This window comes from Segniliparus rotundus DSM 44985, from assembly GCF_000092825.1.
GTDB classification, from domain to species: Bacteria; Actinomycetota; Actinomycetes; order Mycobacteriales; family Mycobacteriaceae; genus Segniliparus; species Segniliparus rotundus.
In genome coordinates this window covers 1,202,671-1,221,382 of the sequence record NC_014168.1, presented here as the reverse complement: position 1 = coordinate 1,221,382, position 18,712 = coordinate 1,202,671, and the positions used below count along the sequence as shown (strand labels likewise).

18 protein-coding genes and 1 riboswitch are annotated in these 18,712 nt (G+C 68.5%); of the genes, 5 read left to right on the top strand and 13 right to left on the bottom strand.

All coding sequences use genetic code 11. The annotated features are described in order from the left end of the window. The first annotated feature begins 119 nt into the window (after nucleotides 1-119). Nucleotides 120-228, top strand: a riboswitch (TPP riboswitch). Continuing rightward, a complete protein-coding gene (gene thiC, locus SROT_RS06250) occupies nucleotides 221-1,879 on the top strand; it encodes a phosphomethylpyrimidine synthase ThiC (RefSeq protein ID WP_013138176.1) in 1,659 nt (552 codons plus the stop codon). Its footprint overlaps the riboswitch before it by 8 nt. A 184-nt stretch (nucleotides 1,880-2,063) precedes the next feature. On the opposite strand, the gene SROT_RS06245 is transcribed toward thiC, so the two are convergent. The 6 genes from SROT_RS06245 to SROT_RS06220 all read right to left on the bottom strand — a co-directional run bounded on the left by SROT_RS06245 (nucleotide 2,064) and on the right by SROT_RS06220 (nucleotide 9,351). Continuing rightward, entirely contained in the window at nucleotides 2,064-2,360 is a 297-nt protein-coding gene (locus SROT_RS06245) for a hypothetical protein (RefSeq protein ID WP_013138175.1), read from the bottom strand. A gap of 346 nt (nucleotides 2,361-2,706) precedes the next feature. Beyond that, on the bottom strand, nucleotides 2,707-3,633 hold the full coding sequence (locus tag SROT_RS06240) for an AEC family transporter (protein ID WP_013138174.1): 927 nt from the start codon (nucleotides 3,631-3,633) through the stop codon (nucleotides 2,707-2,709). Beyond that, nucleotides 3,630-5,291: a thiol reductant ABC exporter subunit CydC gene (gene cydC, locus SROT_RS06235; protein WP_013138173.1), complete on the bottom strand. Its 1,662-nt coding sequence runs from the start codon at nucleotides 5,289-5,291 to the stop codon at nucleotides 3,630-3,632. Before cydC ends, SROT_RS06240 begins: the two co-directional genes overlap by 4 nt. Then, complete coding sequence (locus SROT_RS06230) at nucleotides 5,284-6,813, bottom strand: ABC transporter ATP-binding protein/permease (protein ID WP_013138172.1); 1,530 nt, start codon at nucleotides 6,811-6,813, stop codon at nucleotides 5,284-5,286. The genes cydC and SROT_RS06230 overlap by 8 nt, the downstream gene beginning before the upstream one ends. Nucleotides 6,814-6,822: 9 nt before the next feature. Next, nucleotides 6,823-7,881, bottom strand: coding sequence for a cytochrome d ubiquinol oxidase subunit II (gene cydB, locus SROT_RS06225; RefSeq protein ID WP_013138171.1), 1,059 nt, complete (start codon nucleotides 7,879-7,881; stop codon nucleotides 6,823-6,825). 18 nt (nucleotides 7,882-7,899) lie between these two features. Continuing rightward, complete coding sequence (locus tag SROT_RS06220) at nucleotides 7,900-9,351, bottom strand: cytochrome ubiquinol oxidase subunit I (RefSeq protein WP_013138170.1); 1,452 nt, start codon at nucleotides 9,349-9,351, stop codon at nucleotides 7,900-7,902. Between the two features lie 156 nt (nucleotides 9,352-9,507). On the opposite strand from SROT_RS06220, the gene thiD reads away from it, so the two are divergent. After that, nucleotides 9,508-10,356, top strand: coding sequence for a bifunctional hydroxymethylpyrimidine kinase/phosphomethylpyrimidine kinase (thiD, locus tag SROT_RS06215; RefSeq protein WP_013138169.1), 849 nt, complete (start codon nucleotides 9,508-9,510; stop codon nucleotides 10,354-10,356). Nucleotides 10,357-10,610: 254 nt separating this feature from the next. Here the strand turns inward: thiD and yaaA are convergent, their stop codons facing one another. Beyond that, nucleotides 10,611-11,354 (bottom strand): peroxide stress protein YaaA, encoded by a 744-nt coding sequence (gene yaaA / locus SROT_RS06210; RefSeq protein ID WP_013138168.1) that lies wholly within the window; start codon nucleotides 11,352-11,354, stop codon nucleotides 10,611-10,613. Between the two features lie 116 nt (nucleotides 11,355-11,470). Between yaaA and SROT_RS06205 the strand changes: the two genes are divergently transcribed. Both SROT_RS06205 and SROT_RS06200 read left to right on the top strand, forming a co-directional pair. Continuing rightward, a complete protein-coding gene (locus SROT_RS06205) occupies nucleotides 11,471-12,784 on the top strand; it encodes an ammonium transporter (protein ID WP_013138167.1) in 1,314 nt (437 codons plus the stop codon). 79 nt (nucleotides 12,785-12,863) lie between these two features. Then, on the top strand, nucleotides 12,864-13,442 hold the full coding sequence (locus SROT_RS06200) for a TetR/AcrR family transcriptional regulator (RefSeq protein WP_013138166.1): 579 nt from the start codon (nucleotides 12,864-12,866) through the stop codon (nucleotides 13,440-13,442). Here SROT_RS06200 and SROT_RS06195 read toward each other — a convergent pair. Genes SROT_RS06195 through thiO form a run of 5 tightly spaced genes read right to left on the bottom strand, consistent with a single transcriptional unit; the run spans nucleotide 13,439 to nucleotide 17,349 of the window. After that, nucleotides 13,439-14,200, bottom strand: coding sequence for an ABC transporter permease (locus SROT_RS06195; RefSeq protein ID WP_013138165.1), 762 nt, complete (start codon nucleotides 14,198-14,200; stop codon nucleotides 13,439-13,441). The genes SROT_RS06200 and SROT_RS06195 overlap by 4 nt on opposite strands. Beyond that, the gene (locus SROT_RS06190) at nucleotides 14,197-15,237 is read right to left on the bottom strand and encodes an ABC transporter ATP-binding protein (protein WP_013138164.1); all 1,041 of its coding nucleotides are present in this window, start codon (nucleotides 15,235-15,237) and stop codon (nucleotides 14,197-14,199) included. Before SROT_RS06190 ends, SROT_RS06195 begins: the two co-directional genes overlap by 4 nt. Nucleotides 15,238-15,254: 17 nt before the next feature. Continuing rightward, on the bottom strand, nucleotides 15,255-16,016 hold the full coding sequence (thiG, locus tag SROT_RS06185) for a thiazole synthase (RefSeq protein WP_013138163.1): 762 nt from the start codon (nucleotides 16,014-16,016) through the stop codon (nucleotides 15,255-15,257). Further along, nucleotides 16,009-16,215 (bottom strand): sulfur carrier protein ThiS, encoded by a 207-nt coding sequence (gene thiS / locus SROT_RS06180; RefSeq protein ID WP_013138162.1) that lies wholly within the window; start codon nucleotides 16,213-16,215, stop codon nucleotides 16,009-16,011. The genes thiG and thiS overlap by 8 nt, the downstream gene beginning before the upstream one ends. Nucleotides 16,216-16,224: 9 nt before the next feature. Then, nucleotides 16,225-17,349 (bottom strand): glycine oxidase ThiO, encoded by a 1,125-nt coding sequence (gene thiO, locus SROT_RS06175; protein WP_013138161.1) that lies wholly within the window; start codon nucleotides 17,347-17,349, stop codon nucleotides 16,225-16,227. A 46-nt stretch (nucleotides 17,350-17,395) separates the two neighbouring features. On the opposite strand from thiO, the gene thiE reads away from it, so the two are divergent. Further along, nucleotides 17,396-18,055: a thiamine phosphate synthase gene (gene thiE, locus SROT_RS06170; RefSeq protein WP_013138160.1), complete on the top strand. Its 660-nt coding sequence runs from the start codon at nucleotides 17,396-17,398 to the stop codon at nucleotides 18,053-18,055. 14 nt (nucleotides 18,056-18,069) lie between these two features. Here the strand turns inward: thiE and SROT_RS06165 are convergent, their stop codons facing one another. Next, nucleotides 18,070-18,705, bottom strand: coding sequence for an NUDIX hydrolase (locus tag SROT_RS06165; protein ID WP_013138159.1), 636 nt, complete (start codon nucleotides 18,703-18,705; stop codon nucleotides 18,070-18,072). Nucleotides 18,706-18,712: the final 7 nt, after the last annotated feature.

Below are 18,712 nucleotides of genomic sequence, written 5' to 3'. Positions count from 1 at the left end.
GCCTACCAGAACACGCGCGCCCGGCGAAGGCGCGACGGCGGAGGCGCGTCCCGCGCGGGATTGGCCGACGGCGGCGAGATTCGCGCTGTAGGCTGGGCCTGCGGTCGACAGCCTGGCCGCACACATCGCTCGGGGGCCCGTGGACGCGGGCTGAGAGGGCAGGACGACCTGCCGACCGACTGAACCTGTCCGGTTAACACCGACGTAGGGAGCACTTCATATGACTATCGCAGCAGGAGCGCAGGCCTCACGCCGCAGCGGCCACACCGACCCGGACGCGCACGCGCTCACCCTTGGGCCGCTCACCGGCAGTGCCAAACAGTACGAACAGCATGGCGAGCTGCGCGTGCCCGTGCGCCGGGTGCACCTCACCAACGGCGAGAACGTGGACCTGTACGACGCCTCCGGCCCGTACACCGAAGACAATCCGGCCATCGACCTGCGCCGGGGCTTGCCGAAACTGCGCGATCAGTGGTCCCGCCCCGGGGGGCCGTTCCGCACCCAGCTCGAACACGCCCGCGCCGGGGTCCTCACACCTGAGATGCGTTTCATCGCCGTTCGGGAAGGCGTGGCCCCGGAACTGGTCCTGCGCGAGGTCGCGGCGGGGCGCGCGGTCATTCCCGCCAACCGCAACCACCCCGAAGTCGAACCGATGGTCATCGGCAAAGCCTTCCGGGTGAAAATCAACGCCAACATCGGCAACTCGGCCGTCACCTCCTCCGTCGCCGAAGAGGTCGAAAAGATGGTGTGGGCCACCCGGTGGGGCGCGGACAACATCATGGACCTCTCCACCGGCAACGACATCCACGAGACGCGGGAATGGATCCTGCGCAACTCCCCCGTGCCGGTGGGCACGGTCCCGATCTACCAGGCGCTCGAGAAAGCGAACGGCGACCCGGTCAAGCTCACCTGGGAGCTGTATCGCGAGACCGTCCTCGAACAGTGCGAGCAAGGCGTGGACTACATGACCGTGCACGCCGGAGTGCTGCTGCGCCATGTGCCGCTCACCGCCAAGCGCGTCACCGGCATCGTCTCGCGCGGCGGCTCGATCATGGCCGCGTGGTGCCTGGCGCACCATCAGGAGTCTTTCCTCTACACGCACTTTGCGGAGCTGTGCGAGATCTTGCGCGACTACGACGTGACCTTCTCCCTCGGGGACGGCCTTCGACCTGGTTCCATCGCCGACGCCAACGACGAGGCGCAATTCGCCGAGCTGCGGACTTTGGGCGAACTCACCAAAATCGCGAAATCCCACGGGGTGCAAGTCATGATCGAAGGGCCCGGACACGTCCCGATGCACAAGATCGTGGAGAACGTCCGCTTGGAGGAAGAGCTCTGCGAGGAGGCCCCCTTCTACACGCTCGGGCCGCTGGCCACGGACATCGCTCCAGCATACGATCACATCACCTCCGCGATCGGCGCCGCGATCATCGCGCAAGCAGGAACCGCGATGCTCTGCTACGTCACTCCCAAGGAGCATCTGGGCCTGCCGAACCGCGACGATGTGAAAGCGGGCGTGATCGCCTACAAGATCGCAGCCCACGCCGCAGACCTGGCCAAGGGGCACCCCAAAGCCCAGGAGCGCGACGACGCGCTCTCGAAGGCCCGGTTCGAGTTCCGCTGGCACGATCAGTTCGCGCTGTCGCTCGACCCGGACACCGCAATGGCTTACCACGACGAGACGCTGCCCGCCGAGCCCGCGAAAAAAGCGCACTTCTGCTCGATGTGCGGGCCGAAGTTCTGCTCGATGCGGATCTCCGCCGACATCAGGGAGCAAGCCGCCGCGCACGAGGCCCTCATCGCCGAAGGCTTCGAGCAGAAGTCTCGCGAGTTCGCCGAGGCGGGCGCACAAGTGTATCTGCCGATCAGCCCTGTGTGACACGCGACTGTATCTGCCGATCAGCCCCGTGTGACACGCGAAGCGAGGCAAGGAGCGTCCTGGTCCACGGGCCGCATTGCGGTCGGCCCGTGGACCAGGACGGGATCACGGAGCTGCTGAGCGCTGCGCGCTCCCTGCCTTCGAATCCGTCCGGCGTTCGACGGGACTCGCCACAAGGATGCGTTCAGTCCTTTGCCGACGACCTGTTGTACGTCTTGCCCACCGTCTGTTTCGGATGGCGCTGCGCCGTGGACTCTTTCACGAACTTTCCCGTGATAGCGCTCCTCGGCTGTTTGCCGTCCGAATTTTTCTCGGCGCCGTCGTTGTCCGTGGACTCGACGACTGTGTTCTTCGGATGGCGTTTCGCCGTGGATTCTTTCACGAACTTTCCCGTGATAGCGCTGCGGGCGCGAGTGCCGTCCGCCGCTTCTTCGTCTTTCGTGCTGTCTTTGGCCTTCGAGTTGCTGGAGGTGTTTGTCATGAAACTGGTTCCTTCCGATGCCATTCATCGCACGACATGCGCGCCTTGCCATGCTAACAAATTCTGTGAGGCATGGCATCGGCGAATTCTCCGACCCCATCGGCTTCCCGGATCATTTTTATGAAATATGAAAAAATTCCCAGGTCAGCGAAGTGCGGCCCGAATTGCGCGGAATACCGAACTGGCGAACAAAATTGTTCTTCGGGAGCCCGCTCGCGAGCTTTTCGGCGAGGACCACGAGGCGAGCATGCGAGCGCTCGTGGAGCGGGCTTGCTGCTTTCACTGAATACCAATCGGGCGGGGCTCGCCGAAATCCTGTCTTCGAACTTGTCCGCTTGGCATGAGCTCAGCCGAAGAACCAGACAATCGCGAACACGACGGGAATCGAAACGAGGGTGGTCGCCAGCGAGACGTCTCGTGCCAGACTTTGGCAACGGTTGTGCCGGACCGCAAGGACATACACCATGTTCGCGGTCGGCAAGGCGGCGAGCACCGTCGCAGCCCGCGCGGCGGACATGTCCAAGCCGAACGCGAAACGGGCGAGCGCATAGGCGACAACCGGGTAGGCGACGCTCTTGAGCAGGACCGCGAACCAGAGCTCGCGCCGAGAAGCCTTCTCCTGATCCGACGTCGAGCCTGCGACGAACGACATCCCGAAGACCAAAAGGGCCGAGGGCACGGTCATTGCCCCGATCATGGCGAGCGAGGAGTCCAAGAACACCGGCCGCGGCAATCCGGTTGCGCTCGCCGCCACGCCGAGCAGTCCGCCGACGAGCATCGGGTTCGCGAAGCCGCGCAAAGCCTCCACGAGGCGCCGTTTGCCCGGAACGGACTTGCCAAGGCTGAGCAGCATGATCGCGAACGGCTGGTAGAAGACCATTTGGAAAAGCACAAGCGGCGTGACGTACTGCTGCCCGCCGAGGATGAAGGCGGCGATCGGGATGCCGAGGTTCGTCGAATTGGCGTACGAGGCGGCGAGCATGCCGAGCACGCTCGACTGCATGTCCTTGTGCCAGAGCAACCTGGCCACGAAGAAATACGTTGTGGCGATCACGAGCACGGCCGCCCCCGCGACGAGGACTTCGGGCGAGAAGACCGAGGACATCGGTGTTTTCGCGAGCATCTCGAACAAGAGGGCCGGGGTGGCGACGGAGTAGACGAGGCGGGCGAGCACGACGACGCCGTGCTCGCCGAGCACCCGGAACCTCGCCGTGCAATAACCAATCGCCACCAGGACGAAAATGACCGCGAAACCGTTGAGCGCGCCGGTCACCGGTTCGCCCCCTTCGCGGGCATTTCCAGCGCGCGACAACCCGACACTGCTTCACGATGATGCGTCGCGAGGACGACCGTGCGTCCGGCGGGGACCAAGGAGCCCTCTGGCGTGAGCAGCCTGCGGAGCAACACCGCTGAGGACTGTGCGTCCAGGTGTTCGGTCGGCTCGTCCAAAAGCAGCACCGGGGCCTGCGAGACCAATGCCCGCGCGAGCAACAGCCGCCTGCGCTGCCCAGCCGACACGGCCTGCGCTCCCCCGGTCAGGACGGTGTCCATCCCTTGGGGGAGCCCGCGCGCCCAGCTGAGCATGTCCACGGCTGCGAGGGCGGCTTCGATCTCGTCCGCGGCCGCCGCGCCATTCGCCACCAAAAGGTTCTCTCGGACCGTGGTGGCGAACAGATGGCCGTCCTCAGGGAAATACGCCACCTGGGCGCGCAACGCCGCAGGATCGGGCGCCAGCCCGCGCACCTCGCCGCCTTGGGGCCGCACAAGGCCGGCGAGCGTCAACAGGAACGTCGTTTTGCCGCTGCCGCTCGGGCCGAGCACCGCGAGCCGGGAGCCAGGGGCGATGTCGATGCTGCCGAGCCGCTGAGCCGAGGAGGCGGACCAACCCACGGCAAGCTCCTCCGCCCGGATGTGCGCAGGAGCCACAGCGGCAGGCGGCCGGCCCCGGTCCGACCGCGACCCCGCGCGTGTCCCGGCCCTGTCGAGAAGGCCAAGGACGCGGACCGCCGCCGCGTTCGCCACCACCAAGCGCCCGGCCGCCTCCGGCAAGGCGGAAGCCGCGTCGAACGCGGCGAGCGCCAAGAACACCGCAACGGCGAGCGCCGCCGGATGCGCCGAGGCGGATTGGGCCAACCCGGTGTCGCTGAACACCGCCAACACGGCGAGCCCCGTCCCGAACGGCAATGCGGCAGCCGCCCAGGCATGGGGCTTCGCCGCTCTGTCCCGAGCCGCGACAACGCTGGACTGGGAATCGCCGATCACTGCCAATGCCTTCGGCAACGCCCCAGCGACCTGGAGCTCGTCGCAATGTTCCAGAACGGTCGCCGCCTCCGCCACGTATGTGGTCTGCGCGAGCACGCCCGCCTCTTCGTCCGCGCGCGCGGCGCGCACGGCGAGCAGGGGGACTGCGCCGATCACAAGGACTGCGGCCATCGCGAGGACCACGGCGGCCCCCGGGGCGAAAAACACCATCGCGATCACCGCCGAAGCCGCTGTCACAAGAGCGACCCCGAACGGCAACAGCGCCCGGACCACCACATCGCCGACAGCGTCGAGGTCGGCCATGAGACGTTCGGCAAGCTCTCCTCGACGCATGCCGCATGTCGCGGACGGGTTCCCAGCGGCCAACGCCGAGTACACCCGTTCGCGCGCGCCGACGAGCCCGCCGAGCGCCACCCGGTGCGCGGCCAACCGGTCGAGATACCGGAAAAGCCCTCGGGAAAGGCCGAGCGCGCGGACCGCGACGATGGCGATGGAGAGGGAGAGCACCGGGGGCATTTGCCAAGCCCGCAGGATCAGCCAACCGGAGAGCGCGGTGAGCGCGAGCGCGCACAGATGCGTCGCCGCCCCGGCGCAGAGCGCGAGCGCGACCCGCGCCGGGCGCAAGGACAGCAAAGCGACGCCTCGCCGCACCCCCCAGAACTCAGCCACAGGCGCGCTCCCGGACTCGCGGGCCGAAACGAACCACCTCGTCGGCGGCTTCCACAACCGCGGGGCGGTGCGAGACCACCACAACCGTCGCCCCGGATTGGGCTTTTTCCCGCAGGCAGCGCAGCAGCTGGGCCTGCGAGTCCGCGTCCAAGTGCGCTGTGGGCTCGTCGAGCAGATACACCTGCGCGGACGAAGCCAGCGCGCGGGCCAGCGCGACACGTTGGACCTCTCCGAGCGAGAGCCCGACATTCGATCCGATCTCCCCTGGGCGCAGCACTGGTTGCTGCGGAACCCAAAAAACCTGGTCCCACCACCATCGCGGCTCAAGCTCCCGGATCGGCGTGTCGCCGAGAAAAGCCTCGCCCTGGTCGGGCGAGACCAGTCCGAGCAGCACACGAAGCGTCGTGGATTTGCCGCTTCCATTCGGTCCAGTGAGCACAGTGATCTCGCCGGGGCGCAGGACCGCGTCCATGCGCTCCGGGGCGTTCGCGTCCCGGCCCGCCACTGTGAGCGAGCACAGCCGCAGCGCCGAGGCCGCTTCGCCCGTGCGGTTGCCCCGCTGTCGAACAGGCAGGCATTCGAGCAGCTCGAAGGCCTTCGCGCAGGCGGCCGCGCCGTCTTGGGCCGCGTGGAACTGCGCGCCGACCGACCGGATCGGCGCGTATGCCTCCGGGGCGAGCATCAGCGCCGCGAGCCCGGCGAACAGGCCCATCTGGCCGTTGACGAGCCGGAGCCCCACCATGACAGCGACGATGGCGACGCAGAATGTTGTGAGCAGCTCTAACGCGAGGCTGGACAGGAAAGCAGTGCGCAAGGTGGCCATGCTCGCCCGATAATGCGCGCGGCCGAGCTCGCGCACCCGACGCGCGGGCCCGAACTCTCTGCCCAAAGCCCGCAGTGTCGCAAGACCTGCGACGAGGTCCATGAGCTCGGCGGACAGCCGGGAGAGCGCGGCGAGCCGCTTGGCCGAGCGCCCTTGGCTGTACTGGCCGATCAAAACCATGAATAGCACAACGAGGGGAATCCCGCATGCGACGACCACGCCAGAGAGGGGATCGAGCACCGCGATGGCGACGACCGTCACGGGGGTGACCGTCGCGGACAACACGAGCGCGGGCAAATATCCCGTGAGGTAGGCGCGAACCCCGTCGAGCTCGCGTGCCACGAGCGTGGCAGCAAGATCACGATGCAGAGCAGCCGTGCGCTGATCGGCGGCGGCCATGCGGACGAGCAGCTCGGTTTGCAACTCGGCGACAGCGCGGGGAGCCGCCCGGTGCTTGTATCTGGCGTGCAGCCAGGCCACCGCCGCGCGCGCGGCGAACACTGCCGCCAACAGGGCGACAAACTCTGCGTTGCCCCCCGCCTGTCCCGGCGCGGCCACGCGCTGCACGAGGGTGGAGACCAGCACCGCCGAAGCGACGACAAGCGCTGCTGTGACAAGGCCCATCGCGCCGGTCGCGGCCAGGTACCAGCGCGCCGAGCGGCTCGCTCGGGCCAACCGGGGATCGAATGGGGGCGGCATCGGCGCTGCTCAATTCTCCTCGTGGGGCTGGCCGCCGGCCGGGGCCACGGGGCGCAGGCTGAGACCGATTGAAGGCGGGATATGCGCCTTGGAGACGCGCTTGCGGAAGACCCAGTAGCTCCAACTCTGGTAGACGAGGACGAACGGCCCCGTGAGCAGAGCGGCCCACGCCATGATTTTCAGGGTGTAGGGGCTTGAGGCGGCGGACTCGATGGTGATGCTGCGTTCGGGGAAAGGAGCGGAGACGACGAGATCCGGGAAGAGCGAGCCGAAGAACAGCACGGTCAGCGCCAGCACCGCGACGCTGGTGAGCAGGAACGACCAGCCCTCGCGCACAGCGCGCAGCGCGAGGGCGGCCGCGCCGAGCGAGAGGACCCCGACAGCCCCGGCCAGCGCAGGCAACGCGTCAGACTTTCGCAACGCGACCAGAGCGCCGAGCGCGAGCATGGCGGCGGCGGCCGCGAACACGAGCCGCGTCGCGAGCCTGCGCGCCGCTTCGCGCACGTCGCCGTCCGTCTTCAACGCCACGAACACGGCTCCGTGCACGAGGAACAGGAGGCATGAGGCAGCGCCGCCGAGGAGGGCCGCTGGCTGCAGCAGGTCGGACAACCCGCCGTCGACGTACCCGTCAGGGGTGAGCGGCACGCCGACCGCGATGTCGGCGAAGACGACGCCCCAGAGGATCGCGGGCAGCCATGAGCCCAGTCCGATGCCCGCGTCGCACCATCTGCGCCATCGGGGGTCCTCGATTTTGCCGCGCCATTCGATCGAGACCACGCGCGCGATGAGCCCGAACAATATCAACAGCAAAGGCGCGTAGAAACCTGAGAAGACCGCGGCGTACCACTGCGGGAACGCCGCGAACATCGCGCCGGCCGCGGTGATCACCCACACTTCGTTGCCGTCCCACACCGGCCCGATGCTGTTGAGCAGCACACGCCGTTTCGTCTCGTCGCCGCGGCCCAGGATCGGGATGAGCATGCCGACTCCGAAGTCGAAGCCGTCCAGGAGGAAATATCCGCCGAAGAGCACCGCGACCAGGAAGAACCAGACGTGGGTCAGATCCATGGCTTTTCTCCTTTCCGATCAGTAGGCAAAGCTCAGGGGCTTGGGCGCATGATCCTCGTCCGCTTGGGCGCGGTCGCCAGGAGGATGGGCGTCGTGCTCCGACGGGCCTTCGAGGGCGTAACGCCGCATGAGCCCGAACCACACGATCGCGAGGAAGCCGTAGAGGAGGGTGAAGAAGACCAACGACCCGGCGACGGCTGCGGCCGAGTGCCCGGAAACGGCCTGCTGCACGGTCAGATGGATCTCGCGCACGCCGGTCGGGTTCGGAGCCACCACCCAAGGCTGGCGGCCCATTTCGGTGAACACCCAGCCTGCGCTGTTCGCGAGGAAGGGCGTCGGGAGCGACCACAGGGCGAGGCGGCGGAACCACGTTTTGTTCGGGGGCGTGCGCCCTCCCCTGGTGGCCCAGAGCCCGACGAGCGCGAGCGCCGCCGAGCCGAGCGCCCAGCCGATCATCGCCCGGAACGCCCAATAGGCGACGAAGAGGTTCGGCCGGTAATTGCCTGGGCCGTATTTCTCGACGTCGTCCTGCTGCAGATTCTCCACCCCCGCCAGCGTGACCCCGGAAAATTTGCCTTTCGCCAGGTACGGCAGGGCGTAGGGGACTTCGATGACACGAGAGATGGAAGCGCAGTTGTTGTGCGTGCCGGTGGTGAGCACCGAGAAGTCCGGGTCGGTCTCGGTGCGGCACAGGGACTCGGCGGAGGCCATCTTCATAGGCTGCTGCTGGAACATGAGCTTGCCTTGGACGTCGCCGGTGACCGCCAGCACGGCGCCCGCGGCGACCATGGTCCAGAGGCCGAGCTTGACGGCGGGGCGGAGCAACTGCCCCCTGCCGGACTTCTCCCGCACCAGCCACCACGAACCGATTCCCGCCACGAACGTCCCAGCCGTGAGGAACGAGCCCGCGACGGTGTGCGGGAACGCGGCCAGGGTCGTGTTGTTCGTGAGCAGCTCCCAAATGCTCGTGAGCTCTGCCCGGCGCTTCTGCGGGTTGTAGCGCACGCCGACCGGGTGCTGCATGAAGGAGTTCGCGGCGATGATGAAGTACGCCGAGGCGTTCGTGCCGAGCGCGACCATCCAGGCGCAGGCGAGGTGCGCGCCACGGGGCAGGCGGTCCCAGCCGAAGATCCACAGACCCAAGAACGTGGACTCCATGAAGAACGCGACGATCCCCTCCAGCGCCAACGGCGCGCCGAACACGTCCCCGACGAAGCGCGAGTATTCGCTCCAGTTGAGCCCGAATTGGAATTCCTGCACGATCCCCGTCGCCACGCCGAGGGCGAAGTTGATGAGGAAGAGCTTGCCGAAGAATTTGGTCGCCCGGTACCAGCGCTCGTCTGCGGTGATGTTCCAGATCGTCTGCATCAGGGCGATGAGCGGCGCGAGGCCGATGGTCAGCGGGACGAGGAGGAAGTGGTAGACGGTGGTGATCCCGAATTGCCATCGGGCGACGTCGAGCGCGGTCATAGCCATTCCTCATCGTGGGCTGCGGGCGTCTCTGGGTGGTCCGCCCGACTCTCACCGTAGTCGCCGAGGCCGGAATTCTACTACAGCAAGTAGTAGAATTCATACTATCCCTCCCCGCGAAGCCGCGCCCCAGCGCCCTCATGATTCCATTAAGGCGTGCCAACCCCCTCTCTCGAACCCGGCCAGCTCCAACCGGGGCAAACTCCGCCCAGAGTGCTCACCATCGCGGGCTCGGACTCCGGCGGCGGAGCCGGGCTGCAAGCCGACCTGCGCACCTTCGCGCTGGCCGGCTGCCACGGCATGACCGCGGTGACCGCGGTGACCGTGCAGAACACTCTCGGGGTGAGCGGCGTGGCCGAGATCCCGGCCGAGACCGTGGGAGCGCAAATCCGCTCCGTGGCGGGAGATATCGGCGTGCAGGCCGCGAAGACCGGCATGCTGGCCTCGGGCCCTGTCGTCTCAGCCGTCGTGTCGGCGTGCGCCGAGGCGGGCATCGGCGGCGGCGGGGTCCCCTTCGTCGTGGACCCGGTGTGCGCGTCCATGCACGGCGACCCCCTGCTCAAGCCGGACGCGCTGGATGTGATCCGCGCCGAGCTCTTCCCGCTCGCGACCGTGGTCACCCCCAATCTGGACGAAGTCCGCCTTCTGGTCGGCGTCGAGGTCACCGGCCGCGCGAGCGCGGAGGAGGCGGCGCGCAGGCTCGTCGGCCTCGGCGCGCGTTGGGCCTTGGTGACCGGCGGGCATCTGCGCTCGGACCCGCAAAGCGTCGACATCCTCTACGACGGGGAGTCGTTCCTGGAATTCGCGAAACCCCGTGTGCCGACCGAGAACGACCACGGCGGCGGCGACACCCTCGCCTCTTCGATGACATGCGCGCTGGCACGAGGGGCGAGCGTGCCCGAAGCCGTGGCCTTCGCGAAAGACTGGGTGACCGAATCGCTGCGCTGGTCCTACAGCATCGGCGGCGGGCACGGCCCGGTCAACCCGCTGTGGCGGCTGGGGTGAACCGTCCAGCCAGAACTCGTGGAGCAGCAGCCTGCGACCTCGGACGCAAAAACCAGCTCCACAGCTCCTGCGGGCATCAGGAATAGTGGGCGCTCGCCCGAGACGCGACGTGTGCGCGCCGAAGCCCCACCGCCAGCGGCCGCGACGTGCGCACTGCCGACCAGCCAGGCCGGCAGGTCCCAATGCCCTATGCGGCCCCTATGCGCCAGGCGCGACGGTCGCAATGGGCGAACCCCTCGGCGCCGACAGACAGCTCAGGTGACGATCACCAGCTCCGTCGCGGACGGAGTCTCCACCCGCAAACCCGCTTTGCGGGCGACAGCGGCCACGCCTTCAAGGTCGGCCGGTTCAGCCCGGGAAATCGCCAAGGCCCTGGCCAACAGGCCTTTGTGGTGTTTGTTGTCATGGCTCACCACGCTGCGCGAGAAGTCCGGGCGCTCGGTCACCACAGTCGCGGTGACCGCCCCGGCTGCCTTGCCGAGCTGGCGGTAGCCGCCCGAGCGCAAATCCACCACAAGGCCCGATTCTTGGTCCTTGAGCGCAGGTTCGAGCACTGGCTTCCAGTGCGCGGCGAGAGCGCCGAAGCCGGGGAGCTTGGAACCAGCCGAAAGCCGGTAGTTCGGAATCTGGTCACCGGCGCGGACCACGCCGAACAGCGCCGATCCCACAGCCAGACGCGTCTCGGCTTTCGCCCGCTGCGCGGCGGTGAACGAGGCCACGTCGAGCGCGTCGTACAGCACGCCGGTGTACCTGGCCAGCGCAGGAAGCGTCGGACTCGACCACACAGCGGCGTTGACCTGCGCCAGCCCCACAGCGCGGGCGGCGCTGATCCCGAGCGCGCCAGCGGTGGCCTCGACATCTGCGGAGAGGCCGGCCAGCGCGTCCAACAGCGCCCGTCGGGCAGCGGCGAGCTCGGGCAGCCACAACGCGTCGAGATCCAACGGGGCTCCGTCGCCGCCGGCGGCCTTGGTCTCCGAAGGGGGAAGAAGGACCAGCACGGATTTCGACCTTAGCGGATGGTCTCCCGCCAGCCGTCCCGACCGGCGCTGCTATGGTCCCTATCGCCCGCATTGCCGGTGTGTCCCGCACACGCACGCACCAAAGGAGCCCGTTTGTGAACGATCACGCCCTGAACGCGGCGGACACCGCGTGGGTGCTCGCCAGCGCGGCCCTCGTCATCCTCATGACGCCGGGTCTGGCGTTCTTCTACGGCGGCATGGTCCGGGCGAAGAATGTGCTCAATATGATGATGATGTGCCTGTCGGCCATCCCCGTCGTCTGGGTGCTGTGGATGGCCTTCGGGTATTCGATGGGCTTCGGCGAGGATCTCGGCGGCGGCCTCCTCGGCGATCCGACGCAGTTCGCGGGCCTGCGCGGGCTCTTCGCCGGGCAGAACGAAGCCGCGCCTGCGGTGGGGACCATCCCCGCGCTCGTCTTCGTGGTGTTCCAGGCCGGGTTCGCGATGATCACCGTCGCGCTCATCGCGGGAGCCGTCGCCGACCGCATGCGCTTCACCGGGTGGATCGTCTTCACGGCGGTCTGGTGCGTCTTGGTGTACTTCCCCGTCGCGCACTGGGTGTTCTGCCCCGACAATTTGACGGCCTCCCGAGGCGGCTGGATCATCAACCACCTCAAATCGCTCGATTTCGCGGGCGGCACCGCCGTGGAGATCAACTCGGGGATTTCGGGCCTCGCGCTCGCGCTGGTGCTCGGCAAGCGCCGCAGCTGGCCGAAAGACCCCATGCGCCCGCACAATCTGCCCGCCGTCATGCTCGGCGCGGGCCTGTTGTGGTTCGGCTGGTTCGGCTTCAACGCGGGCTCCTCGCTCAAGGCGGACTCCGTCGCGGCGCTGGCCTTGGCGAACACCTTGGCCGCCGGGGCGGTTTCGCTCGCGAGCTGGTTGGTCGTCGAGCGCGTCCGCCACGGCAAGCCCACCTCGTTCGGGGCGGCTTCGGGCGCGGTCGCGGGCCTGGTGGCCATCACCCCCTCCTGCGCCTATGTCACCCCGACCGGAGCCTTGGCCATCGGCGCCGTCGCCGGGGCGGCCAGCTCGGTGGCCATCGAGTGGAAGTACAAGCTCGGCTACGACGACTCCCTCGACGTGGTCGGCGTGCATTTGGTCGGCGGCCTGGTCGGCACCGTCATGATCGGCCTTGTGGCGAGCAAATCCGCTGGCGCGAGCCCCGTGGACGGGCTGTTCTACGGGGGCGGGTTCGACCAATTGTGGCGGCAAATCGTCGCCGCCCTGGCGGTGCTGGGCTACGCGCTGGCCATGACCTTGCTGATTGGTTTCGCGCTCAAGGCTGTCATGGGCCTGCGCGCCCATCCCCAAGACGAGGCCGAGGGCCTTGACGAGACCGAGCACGCGGAATCAGCCTATGACTTCTCGGTGGCCAAAGGCGGTCGCGTCGCCAGCCTCGAACACTGAGCGAAAGGCGCGGGCCCACAAACAGCGCCGGCGCAAGGGGTCTTGGCCCGACTCGCGCAAGCGGGTACCGTACGCATGTATGGAGAGCCAGTATGGGCGCATCGTCGCCGCCATGGCGGACCTCTTGGCGCAAGGCGGTTTCGACGCGGTGAGCGTTCGACGAGTCGCCACGCGCGCAGGGGTGTCCATCGGTTCGGTGCAGCACCACTTCCCCACCAAAGATCTCATGCTCCAAGCCGCGAACGACCAGCTCGGCGGCGTGTTCATGGAGCGGTTGCACCAGGAGGCCGCCGAGGAGAAGCCGCCGGAGGAACGCCTGCGCGGCGCTGTGCTCGCTTTGGTGAATCCGGACCCGGCGCATCGCAAGCTCTCTGTGCTGTGGGCCTTGCGCATGGCCCGCGCGGCCGTGGACGAGCCGACCGCGCGGCGGCATCGCTACGACCGGGCCGCCGTGGAAAAACTCCTCGCCCAACTTCTGGTCGAAAGCCGGCCGAACATCTGCGAAGAGCACGCGAAAAACCGAGCGGCGACACTGCTCGCGGTCGCCGACGGCCTGGCCTGCGCCATTGTCGTGGAGCCCGCGCGCATGCCCCCGGAGCGGGCGGTCGAACTCATCGACGCGGCGCTGCGCGTCGCCCTCGACGAGCGGCAGCCTTAGGGGTCCCGGCGCAGCGTGACAAGTGCGCCTGCCCCGAAAAGAACCAGCGACCAGGTCGCGAACACCAACAGCGACATCGTCGGCGAGTACTGGGTGAGCATGGAAGAGCCATGTCCGGAGACGAATTTCTCAAAACTTGTGAACGGCAAAAGCGCCTGTGGGATGCTGACGGCCTTGGCCGATATCCCGACGACCAGAGTTTGCGCCAACGTCTCCAGGACGAGCATCCAGACCACGAGCACGGTGATCGCCCCGGCGCTGTGCCGGACCAGGCTGCCGACCCCGATCGCGAAAAACGCGCCGAAGAAAACTGCGACCGGGACCGTCCAGAGCAGACGCAGGTCGCCGCCGAAGCCGAGTTCGGTCGCCGAAGGCCGGGCGAGCGCGCCTGCGACCAGGACGCCCGCCCCGGCCGAGAGAAAGCCGACAACCGCTCCAAGAACACCGACCGTCAGGGCTTTCGCCGTGAGGGCCCACGCTCTGTCGGGGATCGCGAGGAAGGTGACGCGGAATGTGCCGGACCGCCATTCCCCGGTCGCAGCGACCGTCGCCGACACCAACAGCAGGACCAGGCCCGGGCCTGGCACGCCGCTGGTCACACCGGCGAGCCCGCTCAACGCGGCGGCATTGCCCGCAGAATCCGATGCGGCGGCGACAATGGCGGCCAGACCAACGGTGAGCAGCACGACCAAGAGGAAGCTCACGCGTGTGCTGCGAACCGAGGAGAGCTTGATCCATTCGGCTTTGATCGCGTTCACTGCGCCCCTCCTGCTGTTCCCGGCGAGTCTGCCGTTCCCGATGTTCCAGAGCCGCCCCCGCTTGCGGGCGGAGCCCCGGCAGCCGTCTGCTCGGGCAGCGCGCGGCTGTGGTACTCCACCGCGCTCTCGGTCAGTTTCAAATACGCCTCTTCGAGCGAGGCGCGGCGCACGGTCAGCTCGTGGAGCACGAAACCGTTGCGGGCGGCGAGCTCGCCGACGTCCGCGCTCGTCGCGTCATGCACCGCCAACGCGCCGTCCTGGCCGTGCTCGACCCGATGGCCGAGCCGCTGCAACTCCGCGGACAGGGCGTCGGCCTGCGGGCTGCGCACCAGCACCACGTCGTCGGTCGCCCGGTCGATGAACTCCTCGACCGAACAGTCGGCGATGAGCCTGCCCCGGCCGATGACGACCAAGTGGTCGGCGGTCAAGGCCATCTCGGCCAACAAGTGGCTGGAGACGAGCACCGCGGCCCCGCGTCTGGCGAGCTCTTTGATGAGCGAGCGAATCCAGGTCACGCCCTCCGGGTCGAGGCCGTTGACCGGTTCGTCGAAGAGCAGCACGTCCGGCTCGCCGAGCAGCGCTGCCGCCACCCCCACCCGCTGCGCCATGCCGAGGGAGAGTTGGCGCGCGGGAAGTTTGGCGACCGAGGCGAGCCCGACCAGGTCAAGCACCTGCGCGACCCGGCTGGCGGGGATTCCTCCCGCCGCAGCGATCCACCGCAAATGGTTCTGGACGCTCCGGCTCGGGTGCGCCCATTTCGCGTCGAGGAGCGCGCCAACGGTCTTGAGCGGATGCGCGAGCAGCCGATAGGGCTTGCCGAAGATCGAAGCGCTCCCCGCGTTCGGCGCGTCCAATCCCACGATCATGCGCAAGGTGGTGGACTTGCCCGCCCCGTTCGGGCCGAGAAAGCCGGTCACCCGGCCGGGCTCAAGGGTGAAGGAAAGATCTGCCACCGCAGTGCGGGACCCGTAGCGTTTGGTCAAACCCCGAGCCTCGACTGGCGGCGCGGTGCGGTGCGGCGACGCTTCGTCTGTCACAGGACGAGCCTAGAGCATCAGTCCAGATCCGGCGACGACGCTTGGGCCCAGAACCGCTTGGGAATTCTGCCCGCGAGATGGCACAGCCTGCCTGCCCGCACCGCCGCCGCCATCGCCTCCGCCATGCGCACCGGGTCTTTCGCCCGGTTCACCGCAGTTGCGAGCAACACCCCCGAGCAACCGAGCTCCATCGCGCGCGCGGCGTCGCTGGCCGAGCCGACCCCGGCGTCGAGAACGACCGGGACCTGCGCCCGAGAAACAATCATCTCGATGTTATGGGGGTTGAGTATGCCGAGCCCGGTGCCGATGGGGGCTCCGAGCGGCATGACCGCCGCGCAACCGACGTCTTCGAGCCGTGCGGCCAGGACCGGGTCGTCGTTCGTGTACGCCAAAACGGTGAAACCGTCGTCCACAAGCGACTCCGCGGCGCAGAGCAGCTCGACAGGGTCCGGCAAAAGCGTCCGGTCGTCAGCGACGACTTCGAGCTTCACCCAGCTCTCGCCGAGCGCCTCTCGGGCGAGCTTGGCGGTGAGCACCGCCGAAGCCGCGTCCTTGCAGCCCGCTGTGTTCGGCAACGCCGAGATCTTGAGGCGTTCGAGCACATCGAGCACCCCCGAGCCCGGCACGGCCCCGGCGCGACGGATCGACACCGTGGTGAGTTCGGTGCCCGAAGCCCGCAGCGCTGCTTCAAGCACGCCGAGCGAGGGAGCCCCGCCCGCGCCCATGATAAGCCGGGAGCCGAAGGATCGCCCGCCGATGACGAGCTGGTCATCAGCCACCGGGGACCGCCGTCAGGATTTCCACAATCGCTCCGGGGCGCAGCCGCTGGTCCCATTCGCCTCGTGGGACGACAGCGCCGTTCACCGCGATGGCGACGCCCTTCGGGGACAGCCCGAGCTTTTCCAGCAGGTCGGCGATCACCGCCCCTTCGGGAAAGACGTGCTCCTCCCCGTTCGCAGTGATGAGAATTTCGCCCATGGGTCTAGATTACCCATAGGGGAATCTCGCCGGGTCCATCGCTCGCAGCGCCTCCTGGTCCTGTTCGCTGACCTGTTCGTTGTCCAACAACGCGACGGCGAGGTCCGCGGTGAGGGGGGCGAGGAGCATGCCGTCCCTGCCGTGGCCGGTGGCGACGAGGCAACGACCGGCCGAGCGAGGCCCGGTCGCGGGACGGCTGGTCCAGCCGAGGAGCGGGCACCGGTCGGGGGTGACCGGGCGAAAACCAGCGCAAGCCTCCACCAGCTCGTAGTCCGCGAGGCCAGGCAGGATCGCGAGAGCGTCCGAAAGCAGTTCGACGATCGCCTGCGCCGAGACGCCTGCGCGCGCGTCCCCTTCCAGCTCGGTCGCGCCGACCACCACCCCGTCCCGACGCGGCACGAGGTACACATGCCTGCCCCGCACGAGCGCGCGGATCGTGCGCTTCGGCGGCGGGGCCGTCCGGGAGGAGGCGGCGAGCCGCAAAATCTCCCCTTTCACCGGGCGCACCGGGAGCCCCGGCAGCAACGCCGGGGCCGCCGCGCCGACTGCCACCACGAGGTCGTCCGCGCCGGAATCAGGCAATTGCGCCGGGCTCTGCGCGACGAACTCGACTCCAGCCCCGCGCGCGGCCGCGGCGAGCGCGGCGAGCAGCGCCCGGTTGTCCGCGGCAGGCTCCTGCGGCAAAATCCACCCGCCGCGCACATCGGCCGCAAGGCCAGGCTCGATCTCACGCAGCTCAGCGCGCGCGCTTCGGCGACTGTCGAGACCCGCGCCGCGCGCGGACTCCAACCCTGGCGCGAGCGCGGCGAGGTCGGCGGCGGTCGCGCCGACCACCAGCGTCCCTTGGGCCGCGAGGACGGTTCCGTCCGGAGAGTTCGCCCCGAGCTCCGCCGCGAACGCGGGCCAACGAGCGAGGCTGTCCGCCCCGAGCCGCAGCAACGGCTCGTGCCCTGGCCACGCCTCGGAGAACGGTGCGAGCATCCCGCCCGCGACCCACGAGGCAGAAGCCCCCGGCTGCGACGGCGCGCCGACCGACCGGTCCCACACCCGCACCGACCGCCCCCGCTGGGCCGCCCGCCAGGCGATCGACAAACCGATCACCCCAGCTCCGAGGATGTCGAGAGAGCGGGTCATAACCCCGAGACTACCTGTGCTGCAACCGTGCCGTTAGGGTCGTGGGGTGGACAGTCGCGACGCACGGCTCGAACGCCTCGCGCGGGCGAGACTGTATGTGTGCGTGGACGCGCGCAGGGGCACAGGCGACCTCGTCGAGTTCGCCGAAGCCGCCCTCTCGGGCGGGCTCGACGCGTTGCAGCTGCGCGAGAAGTCCGGCCACAATCCGCTTGAGGCCCAGGACGAGTTGGCCCTGCTCGCGAAGCTCCAGGCGTCGACCATTGCCCACCGGGCGCTGCTCGCGGTGAACGACCGGGCGGACATCGCCCTCGCCTGCGGGGCGGACATGCTGCATCTCGGCCAGCGCGACTTGCCGGTGGCGATCGCGCGGCAGATCGTCGGGCCGCGCGTTCTGATCGGGCGCTCCACGCATTCGCTGCCGCAGGCGCAGGCCGCGATCCATGATCCTGATGTGGACTACTTCTGTGTCGGCCCGTGCTGGTCGACGCCGACGAAACCGGGCCGCGAAGCGGTCGGGTTGGAGCTGGTGGCGCAGGTCGCGGCGCTCGGCGCCGAGAAGCCGTGGTTCGCCATCGGCGGCATCGACCTCGAACGCGTGCCACAGGTCAGGTCCGCTGGCGCGAGCCGGGCAGTTGTGGTCCGCGCCGTCACCGAGGCAGAGGACCCGAGGGCAGCGGCACAAGCGTTGCGCGCCGCGCTGGCCTGACCTTCAGGCCGCCATCAGCCGCGCAACCAGGCGAGCGCGGTTTCCCTCGGCACGTCGAGCGCCTCGCCTCGCGTCCCCAACCAGCCGAAACCGCCGCCGGGAAGCTCGACTGTGCGTTGGCGGCGGCCCCGGACGAGGACTTCGAAAAGCTGGGCGAGCTCCTCGTCCGAGCGGGCGATCGCAAGGGTGACCGGTCGGGTTCGCACGCTCGGCCATCCGAGCGCCATGCCCGGGTGCAACGGCAGCAGATCGACCTGCTCCTCGGGCACCCAGCGCAATTCCTCGCTCTCCTCGTTCGCGACAAGCGGCAATGTCCTCGGGGCGTCGGCGATGATGGTGGTGTACGCCCAGCCCGTTTGGATCCGCGCGGTCTCGCGCTCGGCTCGGACTTTCAACGCCGCCGGGTCGACCCCGGTCTCCTCGAAGGCTTCGCGCAACGCGGTCTCGACCGCGCTCTCATGGCTGTCGCGCGCTCCGCCGGGGAGGGACCAGGTGCCGCCCTGATGGCTCCACAAAGCCCGGTGCTGCAAGAGCACCATCGCTTCGCCGTGCGCTCCGGGCGCCCGGAGCAACAGCCCGGCCGCGCCGTACCGGCCCCAGCGTTTGCTCCCGTCATGGTCTTCGACCCAGCCGTTCCCATCGCCGCGCACTCTGCCG

Excerpts from the sequence above, each read along its gene's own strand:
- thiC (WP_013138176.1), top strand. The coding sequence starts at position 221 with ATGACTATCGCAGCAGGAGCGCAGGCCTCACGCCGCAGCGGCCACACC.
- SROT_RS06245 (WP_013138175.1), bottom strand. The coding sequence starts at position 2,360 with ATGACAAACACCTCCAGCAACTCGAAGGCCAAAGACAGCACGAAAGAC.
- SROT_RS06230 (WP_013138172.1), bottom strand. The coding sequence starts at position 6,813 with ATGCCGCCCCCATTCGATCCCCGGTTGGCCCGAGCGAGCCGCTCGGCG.
- cydB (WP_013138171.1), bottom strand. The coding sequence starts at position 7,881 with ATGGATCTGACCCACGTCTGGTTCTTCCTGGTCGCGGTGCTCTTCGGC.
- SROT_RS06220 (WP_013138170.1), bottom strand. The coding sequence starts at position 9,351 with ATGACCGCGCTCGACGTCGCCCGATGGCAATTCGGGATCACCACCGTC.
- SROT_RS06200 (WP_013138166.1), top strand. The coding sequence starts at position 12,864 with ATGGAGAGCCAGTATGGGCGCATCGTCGCCGCCATGGCGGACCTCTTG.
- thiS (WP_013138162.1), bottom strand. The coding sequence starts at position 16,215 with ATGGGCGAAATTCTCATCACTGCGAACGGGGAGGAGCACGTCTTTCCC.
- thiO (WP_013138161.1), bottom strand. The coding sequence starts at position 17,349 with ATGACCCGCTCTCTCGACATCCTCGGAGCTGGGGTGATCGGTTTGTCG.